Source organism: Simkaniaceae bacterium (genome assembly GCA_021734805.1).
GTDB lineage: Bacteria > Chlamydiota > Chlamydiia > Chlamydiales > JACRBE01 > Amphritriteisimkania.
Window position 1 is genome coordinate 1 of the sequence record JAIPIG010000015.1, and the last position, 17,187, is coordinate 17,187.

A 17,187-nucleotide genomic window follows, 5' to 3' on the forward strand; every position below is an offset into this window, starting at 1 on the left:
CCAATTTAAACTTTGGAACAACAGTTTTTTTAACTCGCTGACGTGGTGCATAACTACTCCTAAGTAGACCAAACTCAGGTAGATATAATCTATGCTCAGCGAGTTCTTTGCATCAAATTATTTTTTGTCCTGTACAAAGAATATTTTTGCCATTCGGGGAAATTATAGGAAAAACAATTTCTACAGCAACATGAACTAAAAATAATGAATAGGAAAATAAGACGCATATCTGTGCCTAAAATTGCTAAAAAATATGACAAAACACTAGGTAATTTAAAGATTTTATAAAAGAAAAATCAAATTCAATCAGTCTATTGAAAGGTGCCATTTCAAGAGCAGAGCTTGATAAATTCCCTTCTTTTTGAGCTCTTTAAGTCCCTCATTAAATTCTTCAATGAGATCATTATGCTGCCCTTTGAGCACCACAAGGCGAAGGCCTTCGTTGAACATAGGCTCAGACATAATAGCAAGCTTTTGCTCAAAAAGATCGGCAACATAAGCCATTGCCGCAATATTTCCGATGAGCGCTCCATCGATTTGTTCTTGATCAACAGCAAAACACATCTCTCCATTGCTCGGATAATAGTGAGGCATGAGATTGTCCTGTGTTTCAACATAAAATGCACTCCGCGTTCTCGGCAACACACCGATGAATGCATTTTTCATCTCTGATAGGGATCTTTTAGGCGCCTCTTTTTGACAGACTAAGACAGGTCCCGTTGACAAATAGACATTGGAAAACTCATATTCCTTTTCATTGGTCAAAATCGGATCCATTCCGCTGAGCATCGCATCATACTGTTTCTCTTTCAAATCGAGGATGATATTATCCCAGCTACGAGGAACATGATGGATAATAATATGGCGCCGATCGGCAATTTCCATTAAAAGTTCATTAGTAAATCCCAATACATATGGAAGTTGTGCATCAAAACTCATGGGATAAAATGTGGGATCAATGGCGACAAAATAGACTTTCCTAGGTTGATGAGAGCGGCAACCTACAGCAAAAAAAAGAGAAAAGGCAAAAAAGGTAATGAGTATCTTTTTCATGTGACGATTATGTTCTAAAATGCTGATAAATGTCATCGGCTATTTCAAGAAGTTCTTTCTTCTCACTGAGCGTTAAATGACTCCTCACATGATTGAGCCGGTTGAGCAGATGTTTAATTTCTGCAATGACATGCGCGCCACTGACTTTTTTAACCCTTTTATCTTCTGCTTCAAGCGGGAATACGTGTTGTATCTCTTCAATCAACGCTTTAGCCAATTGATCGGAATGATTTTCAATAAATGCACACTTTTTTGTGATATCCCCTTCCCTTGAAGCGAGAATATATCCGGCTTTTGCCGGCATTTTTTGATATTTATCTTTAAGCTCTTGCGAAGGAAGCGCGCGGTAGAGCTCGTAAAAGCCGAGCGCATTATAGGCTGTTTTTAAACTGGGGAAAGAAAACTGCATCCATTTAGATAAAAGACTTTTTGCACCGGAATAAGCCAGTAGTATTTCTCTTGCTTTATGGATACGCTCCCCGAGAAGTAAAATTCCCTGTTTTTGAATAGCCCTCACTTCTGCAGCCGTACTCACTAATTGAGCAAAATCGCTTTGAAATTGCTCTTGCTCCCCTTCATGAATATCCGGCAACAACAGCGCTTCAAGGCGATTTTTTTCGCTCTCTTCCAGTTCCTTAATGCCAAATAAGCCTTGAAAAGAGTTTGGCATTTTTGCCGTGTTCTCTAGCGATTTTTGTCGATTTTTTTCTAAAAATCCTGCAACAAGTGAATCGCTTTTAGACATATGCCACCTCTTTTGATTCAACACGCGCTAAAAACTCAGCCGCAAGGGATTGATAATCTTGAGCAGCTCTAGAATGATTCGCATAACTGAAAACGGGAATCCCCTTCAATACCGATCTCGAAACGGAAACATCCCGATGAATTTTTGTCTCAAACAGTCGGTGTGGGAATGCCGCTTCAATTGCGTCTAAAAAAGCATGATTGGTCGTACTCCGATCCGACCAAAAAGAAAGGACAACACCTAATACTTCCAGGTGATGGTGCTCCCTAATTTTCTCGTGATAAAGGCGGAGGCGATCAAGCGCCAGAATACTAAACGCTTCCGGCATCGCACAAATCATCGAGTGGTGCGCTGCGAAAAGGGCGCTTTGAGTCAGCCAACCAAGACTCGGGGGCGTATCGATTAATATATAATCAAACTCCTTAAGCGGTCTTAGTGCTTTTTTTAACCTCTCATGCCCATATAAATCTCCCACAATCGGAGAGGTCGATTCAATGCCATCGAGATAGATATTGGCAGGAACAATTTTCAACCCTTCGACGGATGTATCCTGAATCACTTCGTGCATTGTTTTTTCATTTTTTAATACGGCCGCCATCGTATTGAGATGATCTACACCAAGGCCAAGCCCGGTGCTTAAATTAGCCTGCGCATCAAAATCGACGAGCAACACGCGTTGATGATGGAACTTAGCCAGCGCGCTTCCGAGATGTAGACATGTCGACGTTTTCGCCGTTCCGCCTTTAAAACTACAAAATGTAATAACCTTAACCATGAACCTACCCAAAATAAATGTGAATCGAGTAATATATCTTCATATGCTGACACATTGTAAAAATTTCCTCATTCTTTTTTTTGTAAAAATGATTCAATGGCTGATTCCGAAGGCTCCCGTCACGGCATCCAAAACCATTTTAATCATATCGACAACAGGGCTGGGTGATACGATTTGGGCTACGCCCGCTATTCGAAGTTTAAAGGGAGCTTTTCCAAACGCGCGCATTGATTTATTGACAACGGGTTTAGGCAAAGAGGCCCTTTTTCACAACCCCCACCTCAATGAAGTTTACGTCATAACCTACCAGTCTCTTCTTTCGCTCCGGAAAATCTTATGGAGAAACCGCTATGAAGCCGTGTTAATTTTTCATGCGTCTCAACGCTTTATTTTTCCCTTGAGTGCACTCATTGGAGCACGAAAAACCATCTCCACACAGCATCAAAATAAAGGCCTTGATCGATTGATCACCGATTTAATCCCCGCTGCCCCCATCCATGAGATTGAGCGCCGTTTCCGACTCGTTGAAGTGCTTTATCCTAAGATCGAACGCGGCCCCCTCGAAATCCCCATTCAAGAAGATGAAATGCAAGAGGCTCTATTTTTCTTAAAAAAATCGGGTTGGGATGGGAAACAACCGCTCGTGGTGCTCCAGCCGGGAGCCAAGGATCATTTTAAATTATGGCCGGCTGAATATTACATTGAAACGGCTCATGCATTAGCCCACATTTCTCCTTTCTTTTTGATTACCGGAAGTATGAGTGAAGCGGCATTTGTCAAAAACATCGCAAGAGATATTCCAAATAGCATTCCCCTCTTCGGTCAAATTTCGCTTCGATCGCTAATTTGTTTGATTCATCGAGCAGATTTAATGATCACCAATGATACGGGTCCTATGCATCTCGCCTTTTCACAAAACACTCCCACGATTGCCCTCTTTGCACCAACTGACCCCAGATTTTGCGGCCCTTATTTTGCCCAAACCGCCTTTGTCATTTCTAAACGGCGCACGTGTATTCCCTGTTTGAAAAAACGGTGTCGAGACCCCTTTTGCATGCGACAAATTCCGGTTAAAGATGTGGTCTCTTTAGCGCGGCAAATTTTAGAGGATAGATCATGAGCGTAGCGGTATTAATTTTAAACTGGAATGGCAAAGAAGATACCCTTGAGTGTTTAGCTTCGCTTGATCGGCAAACCTATCGAAACATCCACCCCATCGTCGTTGATAATGGTTCAGTTGATGATTCCTGCCGTGCGATACGCGAAGCATATCCTGCGATAACGCTCATTGAAAATCATGCCAACTTAGGATTTGCCGAAGGCAATAATGTGGGCATTCGCTTTGCCCTTGAACACAACTATGCCTTTATTTTTCTTCTCAATAACGATACGTCAATAGATCCTCATTGCATTGAGGCCTTTGTTCAATTTTCTCAAAAGCATCCACAAGCTATTTTAGGTGCGCGCCTTTGCCAATATCACGATCGCACGAAGCTCGATCATTTAGGTGGATACTGGAACCCTAACACACTCAATTTTGATCTGATCGCGCAAGGAGATGAGGCTTTTCTTCCTCAGTATGATTCTCCCATCACCTGTGACTTTGTGTGCGGTGCGGCCTTTTTTGCCCCAAGAGATCTCTTTATAGCTGTGGGATTATTAGAAAGTCGATTTTTTCTCATTTGGGAGGAGAGCGATTTGTGTGCCCGCGCTCAAAAAGCCGGTTTTGACTCGATTTACTGCCCTAAGGCGATTGTCTATCATAAAGTTTCGCATTCTTTTGTGGGGGGTAAACCTCATACATATTATTTTTGGTGGCGTAACAGATTGCTCTGGATTCAGCGCAATCTTCCCAAAGACGAGCGAAAAAGGGCTTTTTATCGAATCCTGATTCCCGAAATCGCCCACATCTTAAAACTCTATTTGATTAAATCATTGTCGATTCCCTTCAGTCAATCCCCTGTACAAAGACGCAAGCAATGTAAATTATACCGCGCCGCTTTACGTGGAATATGGGATTATACGCGCCAAAAATTTGGTCCGGGTCCGGAATGGATTACAAAATAGAGATTGAGAAAAACCATAAGGCGTCCTATATACCTGAATAACGAGCAGTATATTTTGTGTTTTAGTTTTTTTTAGTTTAGAGAATGTCTTAAAACGACTAGTATTGTCGTGTTGATTTAAACAGTGATAAGCAAAAATGATGAAATTCATTCAAATATTTAAACAATCCAACACATTTTTTTTATTTTTGTTCAGCACCCTCCTATTACTAACGGGATGTGAAAAGTCTCAGACTGTCGTGAGCGGTGTCGATGAACGTGAGGCTAATCTCATTATTGTCTTTCTGGATAGTAAAGGCATTCAAGCGACTAAACAGCAACAAGCCGTTTCCGCTATCGGCGGTGGACAGGGCGGCGCTCTTAAATACAATATTTTCGTCGAAGAATCAAAAATGATCGATGCGATGGCCATTTTAAATCAAAACGGTTTACCGAGAAGGCAAGGAACAACGCTTCTAGAACTTTTTGCTAAACAAGGCCTCATGACCACAGACAAAGAAGAAACCATTCGCTACCAAGCAGGTCTCGAACAACAAATCGCCAACATGATTTTGATGATTGATGGCATCATCGATGCCAGCGTACAGCTCTCATTCCCCTCGACCGATACGGGAGGGGGCGAACAGCCAACGCAAGCTGTGACCGCTGCAGTCTATGTCAAACATCAAGGAATTTTAGAAGACCCCAATTCCCATTTAGAGACAAAAATCAAACGCCTCGTATCAGGAAGCGTCAATGGACTCGATATCAACAATGTCACTGTTGTATCAGATCGATCGCGCTATACCGATATCAGCGTTGCCGAATTGTCTATGGTCCCCAAAACAAATGATTATGTCCGCATTTGGTCCATTGTGATGAGCCGTGAATCCGCTCTCAAGTTCAGAGCCATTTTTTTCACTATCATGATTCTGGGAACCATTTTTGCAGCCCTATTTGGTTGGCTTCTTTGGAAATTTTACCCCACGCTGCGCCGTTCCGGTGGTCTTCGCGATATTTTCAAAATCAAGCCCTTCACTCCAGAAAAAACCGGTGTTTCTGAAGAAAAGGGTGAGGCTCCTTCCGAATAATGCACCAAATGGGTAGGAAATGCATATGAGTAAACTCACGCAATCGGCCTCATTTAAAGCGCATCTCGATATGTTAAGTCATGAGACACAGAATAGTTTGCTCCATTTCCTCCCTTTAGAAGAAATGAACAAAATTAAAGAGATGCCTTCATTTGATTGGACTGCAGTCGATCAAATGCCGATATATGCCTTTCTCTCTAAAATTCACCCCAGCTGGATAAAGCCTTTTTTCGATCAATTGTCTTCAAATGACCGAGAGCTCTTTCTCTCAGCATTTGTGAAAAGAAAAGAGGAGCTGGCCAAAGCCTTCCAATTGGAGATCAAACCTATTGCCCTAAGCCCTATCGCCCAAAGCTTTATCCTTAAACATCTGTATCATACTTTTTTTGTCAAAGAAGGGCTCCTCCCTTTTCCGTTCATTTCAAAAGATCCTTTCTTCCGCTTGCTAACTCTGAGTTATGACGAACTAATCGATCTCATCGATTTACTTGGAATGAGTGACATGGCAATTGAATTGAGCGAAGTGATCCAGGGCAAACAGGTGCGCGCCATCCTCGAGACGTTTAATGAGCGAAAAATCACTTTTCTAAAACAGATCCGCACCAGCGAAGAAACGGTTTCATTTGGAAAAATGCATCTCTCCTCTTGGGATCAAAACCAAGAAAAACTTAAGAAAATCATCCATCAACGCGGTCTCAATCGTCTAGCCAAAGCCCTTTGTGGCGCCAGCGAACATTTTTTAGGCTATCTCGCCTATATGTTATCCAAAGATGAGGCTAAAATGTTTAAAAGTTTTTACACTAAGAAAAAAAATCCAAAAGTGTTAGAAGTATTAAATAAAGAGCTCAATCGCGCCCTTGATTTTTTATTAACGTCTGAAGAGTGATAAGTCATGTTTTTATTTTCCTTGATTAAATCGGGAACGATTCACACTGCAAGCAAGCAAAAAATCATCCCACAAGCTGATTTTAGCGAAATTCTAAACGCACAAGAAGTTCTTGCCCAAGCCAAACAAGAGAGAGAAGATTTATTAGAGGAAACGCGCAACGAATGTATTGAATTAAAAAAACAAGCAGAGGCTCAAGGGTTCCAAAAGGGGCTTGAAATGTTCAATGAGCATATTCTCGGTCTTGAAAATAGCATTAAATTGCAGCGGCATGAAATGCAGCTACAAATCCTCCCTCTCGCCCTCAAAGCAAGCAAGCGCATTGTTGGAGAAGAGCTTTTAACTAACCCGGAAACAATTGTTCACATTATTCAACAGGCGATCAAACCCGCAACGGCTCACAGTCAAATTAAAATCTATGTGAATAAAGACGATTTAGAAAACGTATTACAACATAAAGATGAAATAAGAAGAAAATTTGAAAAATTGGAATCTTTGACCATTTCCCCCCGCTCAGATGTTTCTGCAGGAAGCTGTATTATCGAGACTGAAGTGGGGATCATCAATGCCACCCTTGAAAATCAATGGAGAGCTCTTGAAGCCGCCTTTGAAAATTATATGAAACAAAAATAGAGTCAACATGAACGCAAAGAGCTTATTTTCCTCCCGCAATACCTTGGTTTTTTTGGTGCTCTGCGCTCTTTTTCTATTGCCATCGGTTGTCTCTTTTGCGGCTGATGAACCCATGGGGATCTCAGATGTAGGCCAACAGTTTCTCAGTTCTGATGCGAGTTTGGACTCGAAACAGCCGGCGCTTATTACAAAAATGGCCGTGCTGGCCATGCTGGCCATTCTACCCTTTGCCATCATGATGCTCACCTCTTTTTTAAAAATTGTCGTCGTCCTCTCTTTGCTGCGCAACGCGATCGGTGTCCAACAATCGCCACCCAACCAGGCAATCAATGGCATGGCACTTCTCATGACGATTTATGTCATGTTTCCAACAGGTTTAGAAATGTACAATGCGACAAGCGGTTTTATTAATTCGACCAATCCGCAAGAACTCTTTTCGACAAATGGGGCCTACTATGTTGTCAATGTCGTTGAAAGGGCCAAAGAGCCCTTCCGCGGATTTTTAATACGCAACATGGACCAAAAACATATCAGCTATTTTTATGATCTTGCCTATAAAAAATTCCCGAAAGACTACCGCGATAAAATGACAAAAACCGATTTTATTGTTCTGGTTCCCGCTTTTGTCACATCACAAATTAAGGCTGCATTTGAGGTCGGCGTGCTTATTTACCTCCCCTTCTTTGTTATCGATCTTGTCACCTCTAACATCCTACTCGCAATGGGGATGATGATGCTATCGCCGTTGACTATTGCCCTGCCCCTTAAATTACTATTACTTGTGATGATTGACGGATGGACTCTGATTGTTCAGGGTCTCGTTTTATCATATCGCTAAAGCCCTATCGATTGGAGAGAGATGTATCAATCTGAAATCTACCAACTCACGTATCAATGCCTCATCCTGATTATGATTTTGTCAGGACCGCCGATCATTATCAGTATGATTTTCGGTCTGGTTGTTGCCATTTTTCAAGCGGCAACTCAAATTCAAGAGCAAACCCTATCATTTACGGTTAAACTGGTCGCCGTAATTTTAGTTTTGATGATCATGGGTGGATTTTTAAGTGGCCAGATTATGCAATTTTCTCATTACATTTTTGATAATTTTTATAAGTGGCGCGGTTAATACGGTGACAACTTCTTCAGTCACAGACAGTAGTTTTATCAACTATCTGCTCAGTTTTAATCTGAGCCCTAATAGCCTGCTGACCTTTTTTATCCTCACCTTTTTTAGAATGGCTCCCATTGCGGCACTGACCCCGTTTTTGGGGGGTAAAGTAATGCCTATGACAGCGCGAGCCGGCTTTGCTATTTTCTTAGCTCTTGTCTTCATGCCGATGGCAATCACGACATCTCAACATCCCCTGCTATTTGACCCTCAATTTATTGGCTATTCCATTAAGGAAATTCTCATTGGGTTTGTCCTTTCTTTTTTAGCTTCAATGCCTTTCTTTGCCGTTGAAGCTTCAGGTATTTTAATTGACTATGCACGGGGATCTTCGAGTTTAATCGGACAAAATGTTTTGACGCAGAACCAAGCCTCTCCTATTGGTATTTTTTATAACTTTGTCCTCATCTTTATGTTTTATAAACTTGGGGGAATGGAACTCTTTTTTAATGCCGTTATGACCTCTTATGAAGTATTGCCGATTGATAAAATTCTTCCTGCCAGTTTTTACAACATAAAGAATGACTTTTGGAAACTATCCTCTGATATTTTAGGACAAATTTTTGGTTTGGCCATCCGCTTTGCAGCCCCGTCTCTCGTTGCAATTTTAATGGCCGAATTTTTTCTCGGTATTGCTAACCGCTTAGCGCCTCAAGTCCAAATCGCCTTTTTGGGAATGGCGCTTAAATCTCTGATGGGATTATTGCTTTTAACAATCGGGTGGGCATTCATTTTAAAAAACATGGTCTCCGAATCATTAACGTTTGTCAAACTCATCGATCAAATGTTACAAAAACTCAATATTCCTTAGGTCGTGTTTAAAAAATCACCTCGCTGCAAATATAATTTGCAAATTTTCTTTGCAAAAAAAATCGTTAATCAACTAAGAGTGAAAGATGTGATTTAAAACTTGGCGCGGAGCAAAAAAATATTTTTTTTTGTTTTTGTTGACAGTATTAAATGTTGTGAATACTCTAGGTTTACAACTATTAATTTTAAAGTTAACAACTATCCGCCTCACATAACCTATCAAAAGGGAGAAAGAAAGGTAATGAATAACACAGTGAAAAAGTGGTTGCCGTTACTCGGGATTTTTAGCGGCGCTTTAGCGTTTGCTGCTTCAAATGCAGACTCAAGTTACGACTCTAACATGATGAACAGTCATCAAGATCAACAGACAAAAGTATACAAAGAAATTACACCTCCAGCAGGCCCGAATGTTGACAACGGTGTTGGTTTTAGCATTTTTGCCGACTATATTCTATGGGAAGCAAGAGCCGGTGATACCGCATTTGCTACTTCCGGCATTGCTCAAGATGCAACAGCCGGACAAGCCAATTTATCTCGCGGTACCGTCTATACACCGGGATTTAAATATCAATCCGGTTTTAAAGTCGGTCTCTCAGCGATGCTCGGACATGATAATTGGGATTTAGAAGCTCAATACATTTGGCTTCACTCTAACGACAAGAAAACAACACTTACAACAACAACTAATGCCGAATCAACATACGCTCCGATATGGATGACTCAACCGGACAGCACTGAGTTAATCGGCGGAGACGGCCGTTGGAACATGCGTTATAACGTTGTTCAATTGAACCTCGGACGTAATTTCCTCGTTTCTGAGAACCTCTCTTTCAGACCTTACTATGGAATTAGAGGTGCTTGGGTTCACCAAAACAATATTACCAACTACACGTTTGCTACTTCGGAAGATGTTTTATCAAACTTCAACATCAACCAAAAACAAAATTGGTGGGGAGTTGGTTTCCAAACAGGTACAGATGCCGGTTTCTGGTTTGATGAAAACTGGGCAATCTATGCTAACTTTGGTACATCTTTAATGTGGGGTAAATATAGCTTCACAAATAAACAGAAAAACACAACGAGCGAAGACTCTCAGCCTTACACAGAAAACTGGAATGGCACAGAGTACGGAGTTCAGCCAACTCTTGACCTAGAAATGGGCTTCAGATGGCAAATGTGCTTTGATGACAACACCTATGCTTTCCTTCTCCAAGCGGGTTGGGAACAGCAAGTTTGGATTAACCATATTAAGTTCTCTAACGCATCTCAAGATGACGGAGATCTTTCAATCCAAGGTTTCAACATCAGAGCTCGCTTCTTCTTCTAGTCGTAAGCTAGTTTGATTTGTTACAAAAAACCTGAAGGGCAACCTTCAGGTTTTTTTTATGTTATGTGGGTATTCCTTGACTGAAATTGAATTTTTTCTTTAAAAAGGATTCCAGCAACTAACACCATTCATCAAAATTAATTTACACTTCTAACTTCATTATTAGTTTTTACCACAGAGAGCACAGAGCTCACAGAGGTCCCGGAATGTGCATTTTCTTGATTTTTCTCTGTGTACTCTGTGGTTGTTAAAGTCCTTATGGTCAATAACCTGATAGTTTATCGAATTATGCAACAAAGCATGGGGAAATTATGAAAAATAGATCTTTGATCACCGGATTCATCAGCGCATTGTGTTTAACATCGAGCTGTTGTCTTTTTGGATCTGAAAATTCAGATAATGATATCGATTCCATTTTGTCTTCTTCGCCAACAACAAACCAACCTAAAGTGATTTTTCCCAGTGGGGGGTACCGCGCTGAAGAAGGTGCCGATGCCTTTATCACAGCCGACTTTCTTTATTGGGAAGCGCGGCAAGAGGGTCTTTCCTATGCGATGACAGGCGTATCAAGGGCATCGAGTGGATCAACCCGTTTGCCCCAGGGAAATATCTTCTATCCGGAATTTAAATATGATCCCGGATTTCGAGTCGGTCTTGGAATTGGTTTAGGGCATGATGCTTGGTCCTTATCCGTCCAATACACTTGGTATCATCAAAACTTTCATCCGGCAAGCGTGAGCCATCCCAATAATTCCATTGCACAGCTCACCTCAACAGAAAGTAATGTCTATACTACCCTTCCCCCAACGCCCCCTTTTACATATGCCAAAGGTGAATGGAAGCTCATGCTCAATATGATTGACGGAGAACTGGGGCGCGATTCGTATGTCAGTAAATATCTCGCAATTGATACCTTCTATGGTTTAAAAGCCGTATGGCAAAACCAGAACTTCAATACGATCTATCAATGGAATGATGACAATAACCGCAATACTCCCACACAAAACAACATTTATCAAAGCGCTAAGAGCTTTGGAATTGGTTTGAGAGCCGGGGCTCATACCGTTTGGAGTTTCAACAGAAATTGGTCGCTTTTTGGAGATTTTGCAGCCAATGTATTATCAACTCGATCACATATTTTAGCTCAAAATAAGCAGTTTGTCATCGCCAACTCCTCAAGTGTCACCTACTTTCAAAATATTGAGAAAAAAATATCCTATATTCAGCCTCTTCTTGAAATGCTTTTAGGAATCGGTTGGGATATGTGGATGCAAGATGATGAATATCATCTCGGAATTAAAATCGGCTGGGAAGAGCAGATGTGGTTTGGCAATAACAATTACATCTTAGGCTCTTTGTCAGGCGGAAATGCCGACATGTCAATCCAAGGCTTTGTCTTTAAAGCGCGCTTTGATTTTTGAGAATATGGCATAGCTTATGGAGCGCTTGCATGAATCGCTCCACGTCTTCGGCCGAATTGTAGTAAGCAAAGGATACGCGGCAAATCGAAGAGATCCCCAGCTTTTGCAGTGCCGGTTGCGCGCACATATGTCCTGAACGGATACAAATTCCCTGAGCCCCCAGCATGGTTGCAAGATCAAGAGGATGCACTCCTTCAATCACAAAAGGAATGATCGCGCTCCTATGCGGAGGATTTCCTATAATGTTGACGCCGATTTGATCTGAAAGCTTTTGAAAAGCGATGTCATACAGAGCTTTTTCGTGCGCCTGAATTTTATTGATGCCAATCTTTTCTATCCAATCTATAGCAGCTCCGAGCCCAATGATTTCCGTAATGGGCGGGGTCCCCGCTTCAAATTTCAGTGGGGGTTTTTGAAATGTCGTTTTTTCAAGCGTGACAAGCTCGATCATATCACCTCCCCCTTGACAAGGAGATAGTGCCTCTAACCACTCATATTTGCCGTAAAGGACACCGATGCCTGTCGGTCCATATATTTTATGCCCTGAAAAGAGATAAAAATCACAATCGAGCGCTTGCACATCCACTAAACAATGAGAGGGTGCTTGTGCTCCGTCGACAATGGTAATGACTCTATATTTTTTGGCTTCCCGAATCATTTCACGGATAGGATGGATCGTTCCGAGGAGATTGCTCACATGTGCAATGCTCATGACTTTGACATTTCCCTCAGCTAAAAGAGCCCGCATATGATCGAGGTCGAGCTCTCCATTGGTTTTAAGCCGTATGGCTTTAACTTCAATTTTTTTATCTTTTGCAATGAGTTGCCAAGGAACAATATTAGAGTGATGCTCAAGCTCCGAAATCAAAATAACATCGCCCGCTTGAAGGGCGGTGCGCGCAAGTGAGATCGCAAGTAAATTCATCCCGTCCGTTGTCCCTCTTGTCCAGACAATTTCTTCAGGGCGTTTTGCATGAATCCATCTCGCGACTTTTTCTCTCACAAGAAAGTAGCGTGCCGTGCTCTCCATTGCAAGATCATAGACAGCGCGGTTCACTGTAGCATAATCGTGCTCCATAAAGTGTGTCATGGCATCAATAACACATGCCGGTTTTTGTGTTGTTGCAGCACTATCCAGATAGCAAATCCCCGATTGAAATAAGGGGAAATCAGCCTTCACTGTTTTATCATCTAATAGAGTGGGAGTGCTTGCCATTGATCTTGGAGGGGTTGATAAGCCATTGATTCGAAAATTTCTTTTACAAAGGCGCGAATGAGAAAATGGCGCGCCTCCTCTTGAGATAGTCCGCGCGCTTTTAAATAAAAAGCGAGCTCTTCATCGAGATGCGCTATGGTGGCTCCGTGAGAAGCTTTCACATCATCGGCAAAAATCTCAAGACCCGGTTTTGAATGGGCACTTGATGTGGGTGACAAGAGTAGGTTGCGATTGAGTTGGTAGGCATTGGTCATCTGGGCACATGCATCGACGTAAATCTTTCCCATAAAGCTCGTTTTTGAGTGCTCGACAAGTAAATGCTTAATGAGCTGATTAGATCGCGTAGACTCTGCTTTATGATGGATTTTAATGACATTATGCATTTCTTCCTGAGCTTCTGCAATAGCGAGACCCTTAATATCGCAAAAGGCGCCTTCCTCTAATAATTGTGCTTCAAAAATAAAGCGAAAGAGAGGGGATCCTTTTTCAAGCACATGCACCTTGAGCTCTGCATCGCGCTTGATACTCGCTTGCATTTGTGCATGAGTCACACCCTGACTCAACCCGCGATGCTCAATCATCCAATCAAGCATTGCCCCTTTTTCAAGGGTGACATCGATGAGATCATTTTCAAATCCCTCTTCAGTCCCTATATAAGAAAGAATGACCTGTGCAGAACTTCTCTCCCCTGCCACAAAAAAGATTTTTGTCTGTTGCTGAATCGAGGAGTTTCGATCAATGGCAATATGAATAGGGCGACTTAATTGTTTCCCTTTGGGGATAAAAATAAAGATCCCTTCCATATTCAAGGATAAATTGAGCAGCCCAAAAGGGCACTCAATCTGTTTCACCAGAAGCTGCATGCGCCGGTCGATGAATGGCGTATAAGAAGGCGGAAGATGCACTAAATCGATGAGATCGACCCCCTCAATAGGTTGCCGAATAGTGACCTTATGATCGCAAATGACAATATCAGCCTCAGTAGACTGACTCTCGCCATATAAAGGGCGCTTGGGATCAATACTATATATTTTTTTAAGTTGGCATTGCTTAAATGCCTCATGTTTTAGCGTGGGTAAACCCACCTGCAAATATTTTTCATGAGCTCTTTGTTGATGGCGTGCAAAAAAAGATGCCTTTCGAGAAGCGATCATTTCTTCAAAACCATGAGAAAATATTGTCATTCGCTCTAGCATCATACCTCTTGCAGCGCATAGCCCTTTTCTTCGAGTTCCAGAGCCAGTTCAGCTCCACCTGATCGGACAATTTGCCCATCTATCATCACGTGTACAACATCGGGTTTGACATAGTCGAGAAGGCGCTGATAGTGGGTAATTAAAAGAAGTGCTTTATCGCGACTCATGAAAGCATTGATTCCTTCAGAGACAATGCGAAGCGCATCGATATCAAGTCCCGAATCGGTTTCATCGAGAATAGCAAGTGTTGGATTCATCACAGCCATTTGCAGAATTTCATTGCGCTTTTTCTCTCCGCCTGAAAACCCGGTATTGAGATCGCGATATAAAAAATGCTCGGCAATATACATTTTCTCTAAAAGCGGCTGCAGCTCTTTGCGAAAGGCTTCTTCTGATAAGGGAGTTTCACCGGCAGCTTTTCGGTGCGCATTACGGATACTCATCAAAAATTCGAAATTGGTGACCCCTTCAACTTCCAAAGGATACTGAAAACTCATAAAAAGACCTGCATGGCAACGCTCTTCGGGATCAAGCTCTAAAAGAGGGGCTCCCTTAAATACAATATCTCCTGCCAATACTTCATAAGCGGGATGCCCCGCTAAGACCTTAGCCAGCGTCGATTTTCCTGCACCGTTTGGCCCCATAATAGCATGGATTTCCCCTGCATGGATTTTGAGATTGAGTCCCCTGATGATCTCTTGACCATCAATTGCGACATGTAAATCCCGAATCTCAATTAAAACCTCTTTTTCCATTCCTTAACCCACAGAGTTTTCTAATTTTAGCGTCAATAATTTTTCAGCTTCAGCGGCAAACTCCAGCGGCAATTTTTGCAAAATATTTTTGCAAAATCCACTCACGATCATATTGATCGCATCGTCGAGTAAAAGCCCTCGCGATCTGAGATAAAAGAGTTGCTCTTCGCTCATCTTACTCGTCGAAGCTTCGTGTTCAATCACCGCATCCTCTTGATAGACATCAATGACGGGAAACGTATTGGCCGAACATTCATTTTTAACAAGCATTGAATCGCACTGCGTATAGTTGCGCGCACCTTGTGCAGACTTTGCCACATGGACAAGACCACGGTATGTATTGTGCGACTGATCCGCAGAAATCCCCTTTGAAATGATCGTCGATTTGGTATGTTTGCCGAGATGGATCATTTTAGTCCCCGTATCGGCTTGCATTTTTCCATTCGTCAATGCAACCGAATAAAACTCGCCTACTGAATAATCCCCCTGCAAAATGCAGCTCGGGTATTTCCACGTAATCGCTGCGCCCGCTTCCACTTGCGTCCAGGTAATTTTCGAATAGTCGCCTTTGCAGCGCCCTCGCTTCGTGACGAAATTATAAATTCCGCCCTTCCCCGTTTTAGGATCGCCCGCATACCAATTTTGAACTGTAGAATACTTGATTTCCGCCCGCTCAAGCGCAATGAGCTCCACAACAGCTGCATGGAGTTGGTTTTGATCATAGGCAGGCGCCGTGCACCCCTCGAGATAGCTCACACTCGAGTTTTTTTCCGCAATAATCAGTGTTCTTTCAAACTGGCCCGTTTCTCTCTCATTAATGCGAAAATACGTCGATAGCTCAACAGGACATTTGACCCCCTCGGGGATATACACAAACGAACCGTCTGTGAATACGGCCGAATTGAGTGCGGCGTAATAATTATCTCCGATGGGAACGACAGTGCCCAAATATTTTTCCAATAGGTCGGGGTATTTGTGCATGGCTTCTGAAATTGAGCACAATACAACCCCGGCATCAGCCAAAGATTGCCTGAATGTCGTCCCAAGAGAGACCGAGTCAAAAACAATATCGACGGCCACCCCGGTCAAGCGCTTTTGCTCATCGAGAGGGATACCCAATTTTTCAAAGGTGCGCAAAATTTCAGGATCGACCTGATCTAAACTATCGAGTGATTGTTTCTTTTTGGGAGCGGAATAGTAGCGAATATCTTGAAGATCGACAGGAGGAAAATTGACATTAGCCCACTCGGGCGGGGCCATCTCCTTGAATTTTTCATAGGCCTTTAGCCTGAAATCAAGAACAAATGCAGGTTCATTTTTCTTTGCGGAAATCGCCCGAATCGTCTCCTCGGAAAGCCCTTTTTCAAAGACCTCAGATTCAATAGGCGTAGAAAACCCATATTTATATTCTTTAATTTCGTCTAAAATTTCCATTCCGGCAACCCTTTAGGGACCTATTATAAAGTAGTAGTTTAATCAAAAAACAAGAAAATGTCAAAGCATACCACTCGTGCATTTTTAAAAAAAAATATATACCCGGTCAATTCTTTGTGGTATAAGGAAAATACCATGACTTTAAAAAATTCAACAAAACAATCTTATATTAAACATTTTATTATCTGGGTGATTGTCATCATGCTCGTCCAATGGGCCGGATCGCTATTCACCGATATGAGCGTCAAAACATGGTATCAATCGCTTCACAAACCGAGTTGGACTCCCCCCAATATCCTCTTTCCTATCGTGTGGCCCATTTTATACCTTTCGATGGCTTTTGCCATCACGCATATGCGCTTCAAACAAGGACGCTATGAACAAAAATGGCTCACTCCCTTTTTAGTGCAGCTCTCAATTAATCTTTCATGGTCATTTTTATTTTTCTCTTTGAGAAGCCCACTTCTCGGATTCATTGGGGTCGTTCTTTTGATCATTTCGCTCTTATGGACCATGATTGCTTTTTTTCGCACTTCCAAATGCGCCTGCTTCGTGCTGATCCCCTATTTAGGCTGGGTGATCTTCGCAACCATCCTCAACGCGAGCATTCTAGTTTTAAATTAGACGAG

18 protein-coding genes are annotated in these 17,187 nt (G+C 42.2%); 11 read left to right on the forward strand and 7 right to left on the reverse strand.

The window, feature by feature from the left end; genetic code table 11:
- Positions 1-306: 306 nt before the first annotated feature.
- The 3 genes from K9M07_03975 to K9M07_03985 are packed head-to-tail and all read right to left on the reverse strand — an operon-like array spanning position 307 to position 2,573.
- Positions 307-1,053, reverse strand: a complete 747-nt coding sequence (locus K9M07_03975) for an ABC transporter substrate-binding protein (GenBank protein MCF7852385.1) — start codon at positions 1,051-1,053, stop codon at positions 307-309.
- A gap of 7 nt (positions 1,054-1,060) precedes the next feature.
- Complete coding sequence (locus K9M07_03980; protein MCF7852386.1) at positions 1,061-1,798, reverse strand: pGP6-D family virulence protein; 738 nt, start codon at positions 1,796-1,798, stop codon at positions 1,061-1,063.
- A complete protein-coding gene (locus tag K9M07_03985; protein MCF7852387.1) occupies positions 1,791-2,573 on the reverse strand; it encodes a ParA family protein in 783 nt (260 codons plus the stop codon). Before K9M07_03985 ends, K9M07_03980 begins: the two co-directional genes overlap by 8 nt.
- A gap of 43 nt (positions 2,574-2,616) precedes the next feature.
- Here K9M07_03985 and K9M07_03990 point away from each other — a divergent pair, with 43 nt between their 5' ends.
- From K9M07_03990 to K9M07_04035, 10 genes are all read left to right on the forward strand, one after another.
- Positions 2,617-3,693: a glycosyltransferase family 9 protein gene (locus tag K9M07_03990; GenBank protein MCF7852388.1), complete on the forward strand. Its 1,077-nt coding sequence runs from the start codon at positions 2,617-2,619 to the stop codon at positions 3,691-3,693.
- A complete protein-coding gene (locus K9M07_03995) occupies positions 3,690-4,640 on the forward strand; it encodes a glycosyltransferase family 2 protein (GenBank protein ID MCF7852389.1) in 951 nt (316 codons plus the stop codon). Before K9M07_03990 ends, K9M07_03995 begins: the two co-directional genes overlap by 4 nt.
- Before the next feature lie 139 nt (positions 4,641-4,779).
- Entirely contained in the window at positions 4,780-5,709 is a 930-nt protein-coding gene (sctJ, locus tag K9M07_04000; GenBank protein MCF7852390.1) for a type III secretion inner membrane ring lipoprotein SctJ, read from the forward strand.
- Between the two features lie 25 nt (positions 5,710-5,734).
- A complete protein-coding gene (locus K9M07_04005) occupies positions 5,735-6,595 on the forward strand; it encodes a hypothetical protein (GenBank protein ID MCF7852391.1) in 861 nt (286 codons plus the stop codon).
- A 6-nt stretch (positions 6,596-6,601) separates the two neighbouring features.
- Positions 6,602-7,228 carry an HrpE/YscL family type III secretion apparatus protein gene (locus tag K9M07_04010; GenBank protein ID MCF7852392.1) on the forward strand — a complete coding sequence of 209 codons (627 nt, stop codon included), beginning with the start codon at positions 6,602-6,604 and terminating at the stop codon, positions 7,226-7,228.
- Between the two features lie 7 nt (positions 7,229-7,235).
- Entirely contained in the window at positions 7,236-8,066 is an 831-nt protein-coding gene (sctR, locus tag K9M07_04015; protein MCF7852393.1) for a type III secretion system export apparatus subunit SctR, read from the forward strand.
- 21 nt (positions 8,067-8,087) lie between these two features.
- Complete coding sequence (gene sctS, locus K9M07_04020) at positions 8,088-8,357, forward strand: type III secretion system export apparatus subunit SctS (protein ID MCF7852394.1); 270 nt, start codon at positions 8,088-8,090, stop codon at positions 8,355-8,357.
- Positions 8,358-8,361: 4 nt separating this feature from the next.
- Positions 8,362-9,210: a flagellar biosynthetic protein FliR gene (locus K9M07_04025; GenBank protein MCF7852395.1), complete on the forward strand. Its 849-nt coding sequence runs from the start codon at positions 8,362-8,364 to the stop codon at positions 9,208-9,210.
- A gap of 240 nt (positions 9,211-9,450) precedes the next feature.
- Complete coding sequence (locus K9M07_04030) at positions 9,451-10,536, forward strand: hypothetical protein (GenBank protein MCF7852396.1); 1,086 nt, start codon at positions 9,451-9,453, stop codon at positions 10,534-10,536.
- 311 nt (positions 10,537-10,847) lie between these two features.
- Complete coding sequence (locus tag K9M07_04035; protein MCF7852397.1) at positions 10,848-11,957, forward strand: hypothetical protein; 1,110 nt, start codon at positions 10,848-10,850, stop codon at positions 11,955-11,957.
- Here K9M07_04035 and K9M07_04040 read toward each other — a convergent pair.
- The 4 genes from K9M07_04040 to sufB are packed head-to-tail and all read right to left on the reverse strand — an operon-like array spanning position 11,935 to position 16,558.
- Entirely contained in the window at positions 11,935-13,173 is a 1,239-nt protein-coding gene (locus tag K9M07_04040; protein MCF7852398.1) for a SufS family cysteine desulfurase, read from the reverse strand. The two genes, K9M07_04035 and K9M07_04040, sit on opposite strands and share 23 nt — an antisense overlap.
- Positions 13,149-14,357 carry a SufD family Fe-S cluster assembly protein gene (locus K9M07_04045; protein MCF7852399.1) on the reverse strand — a complete coding sequence of 403 codons (1,209 nt, stop codon included), beginning with the start codon at positions 14,355-14,357 and terminating at the stop codon, positions 13,149-13,151. The genes K9M07_04040 and K9M07_04045 overlap by 25 nt, the downstream gene beginning before the upstream one ends.
- Positions 14,358-14,368: 11 nt before the next feature.
- On the reverse strand, positions 14,369-15,124 hold the full coding sequence (gene sufC, locus K9M07_04050) for a Fe-S cluster assembly ATPase SufC (GenBank protein MCF7852400.1): 756 nt from the start codon (positions 15,122-15,124) through the stop codon (positions 14,369-14,371).
- Positions 15,125-15,127: 3 nt separating this feature from the next.
- Positions 15,128-16,558: a Fe-S cluster assembly protein SufB gene (gene sufB, locus K9M07_04055; protein MCF7852401.1), complete on the reverse strand. Its 1,431-nt coding sequence runs from the start codon at positions 16,556-16,558 to the stop codon at positions 15,128-15,130.
- A gap of 135 nt (positions 16,559-16,693) precedes the next feature.
- On the opposite strand from sufB, the gene K9M07_04060 reads away from it, so the two are divergent.
- Positions 16,694-17,182 (forward strand): tryptophan-rich sensory protein, encoded by a 489-nt coding sequence (locus K9M07_04060; GenBank protein ID MCF7852402.1) that lies wholly within the window; start codon positions 16,694-16,696, stop codon positions 17,180-17,182.
- Positions 17,183-17,187: the final 5 nt, after the last annotated feature.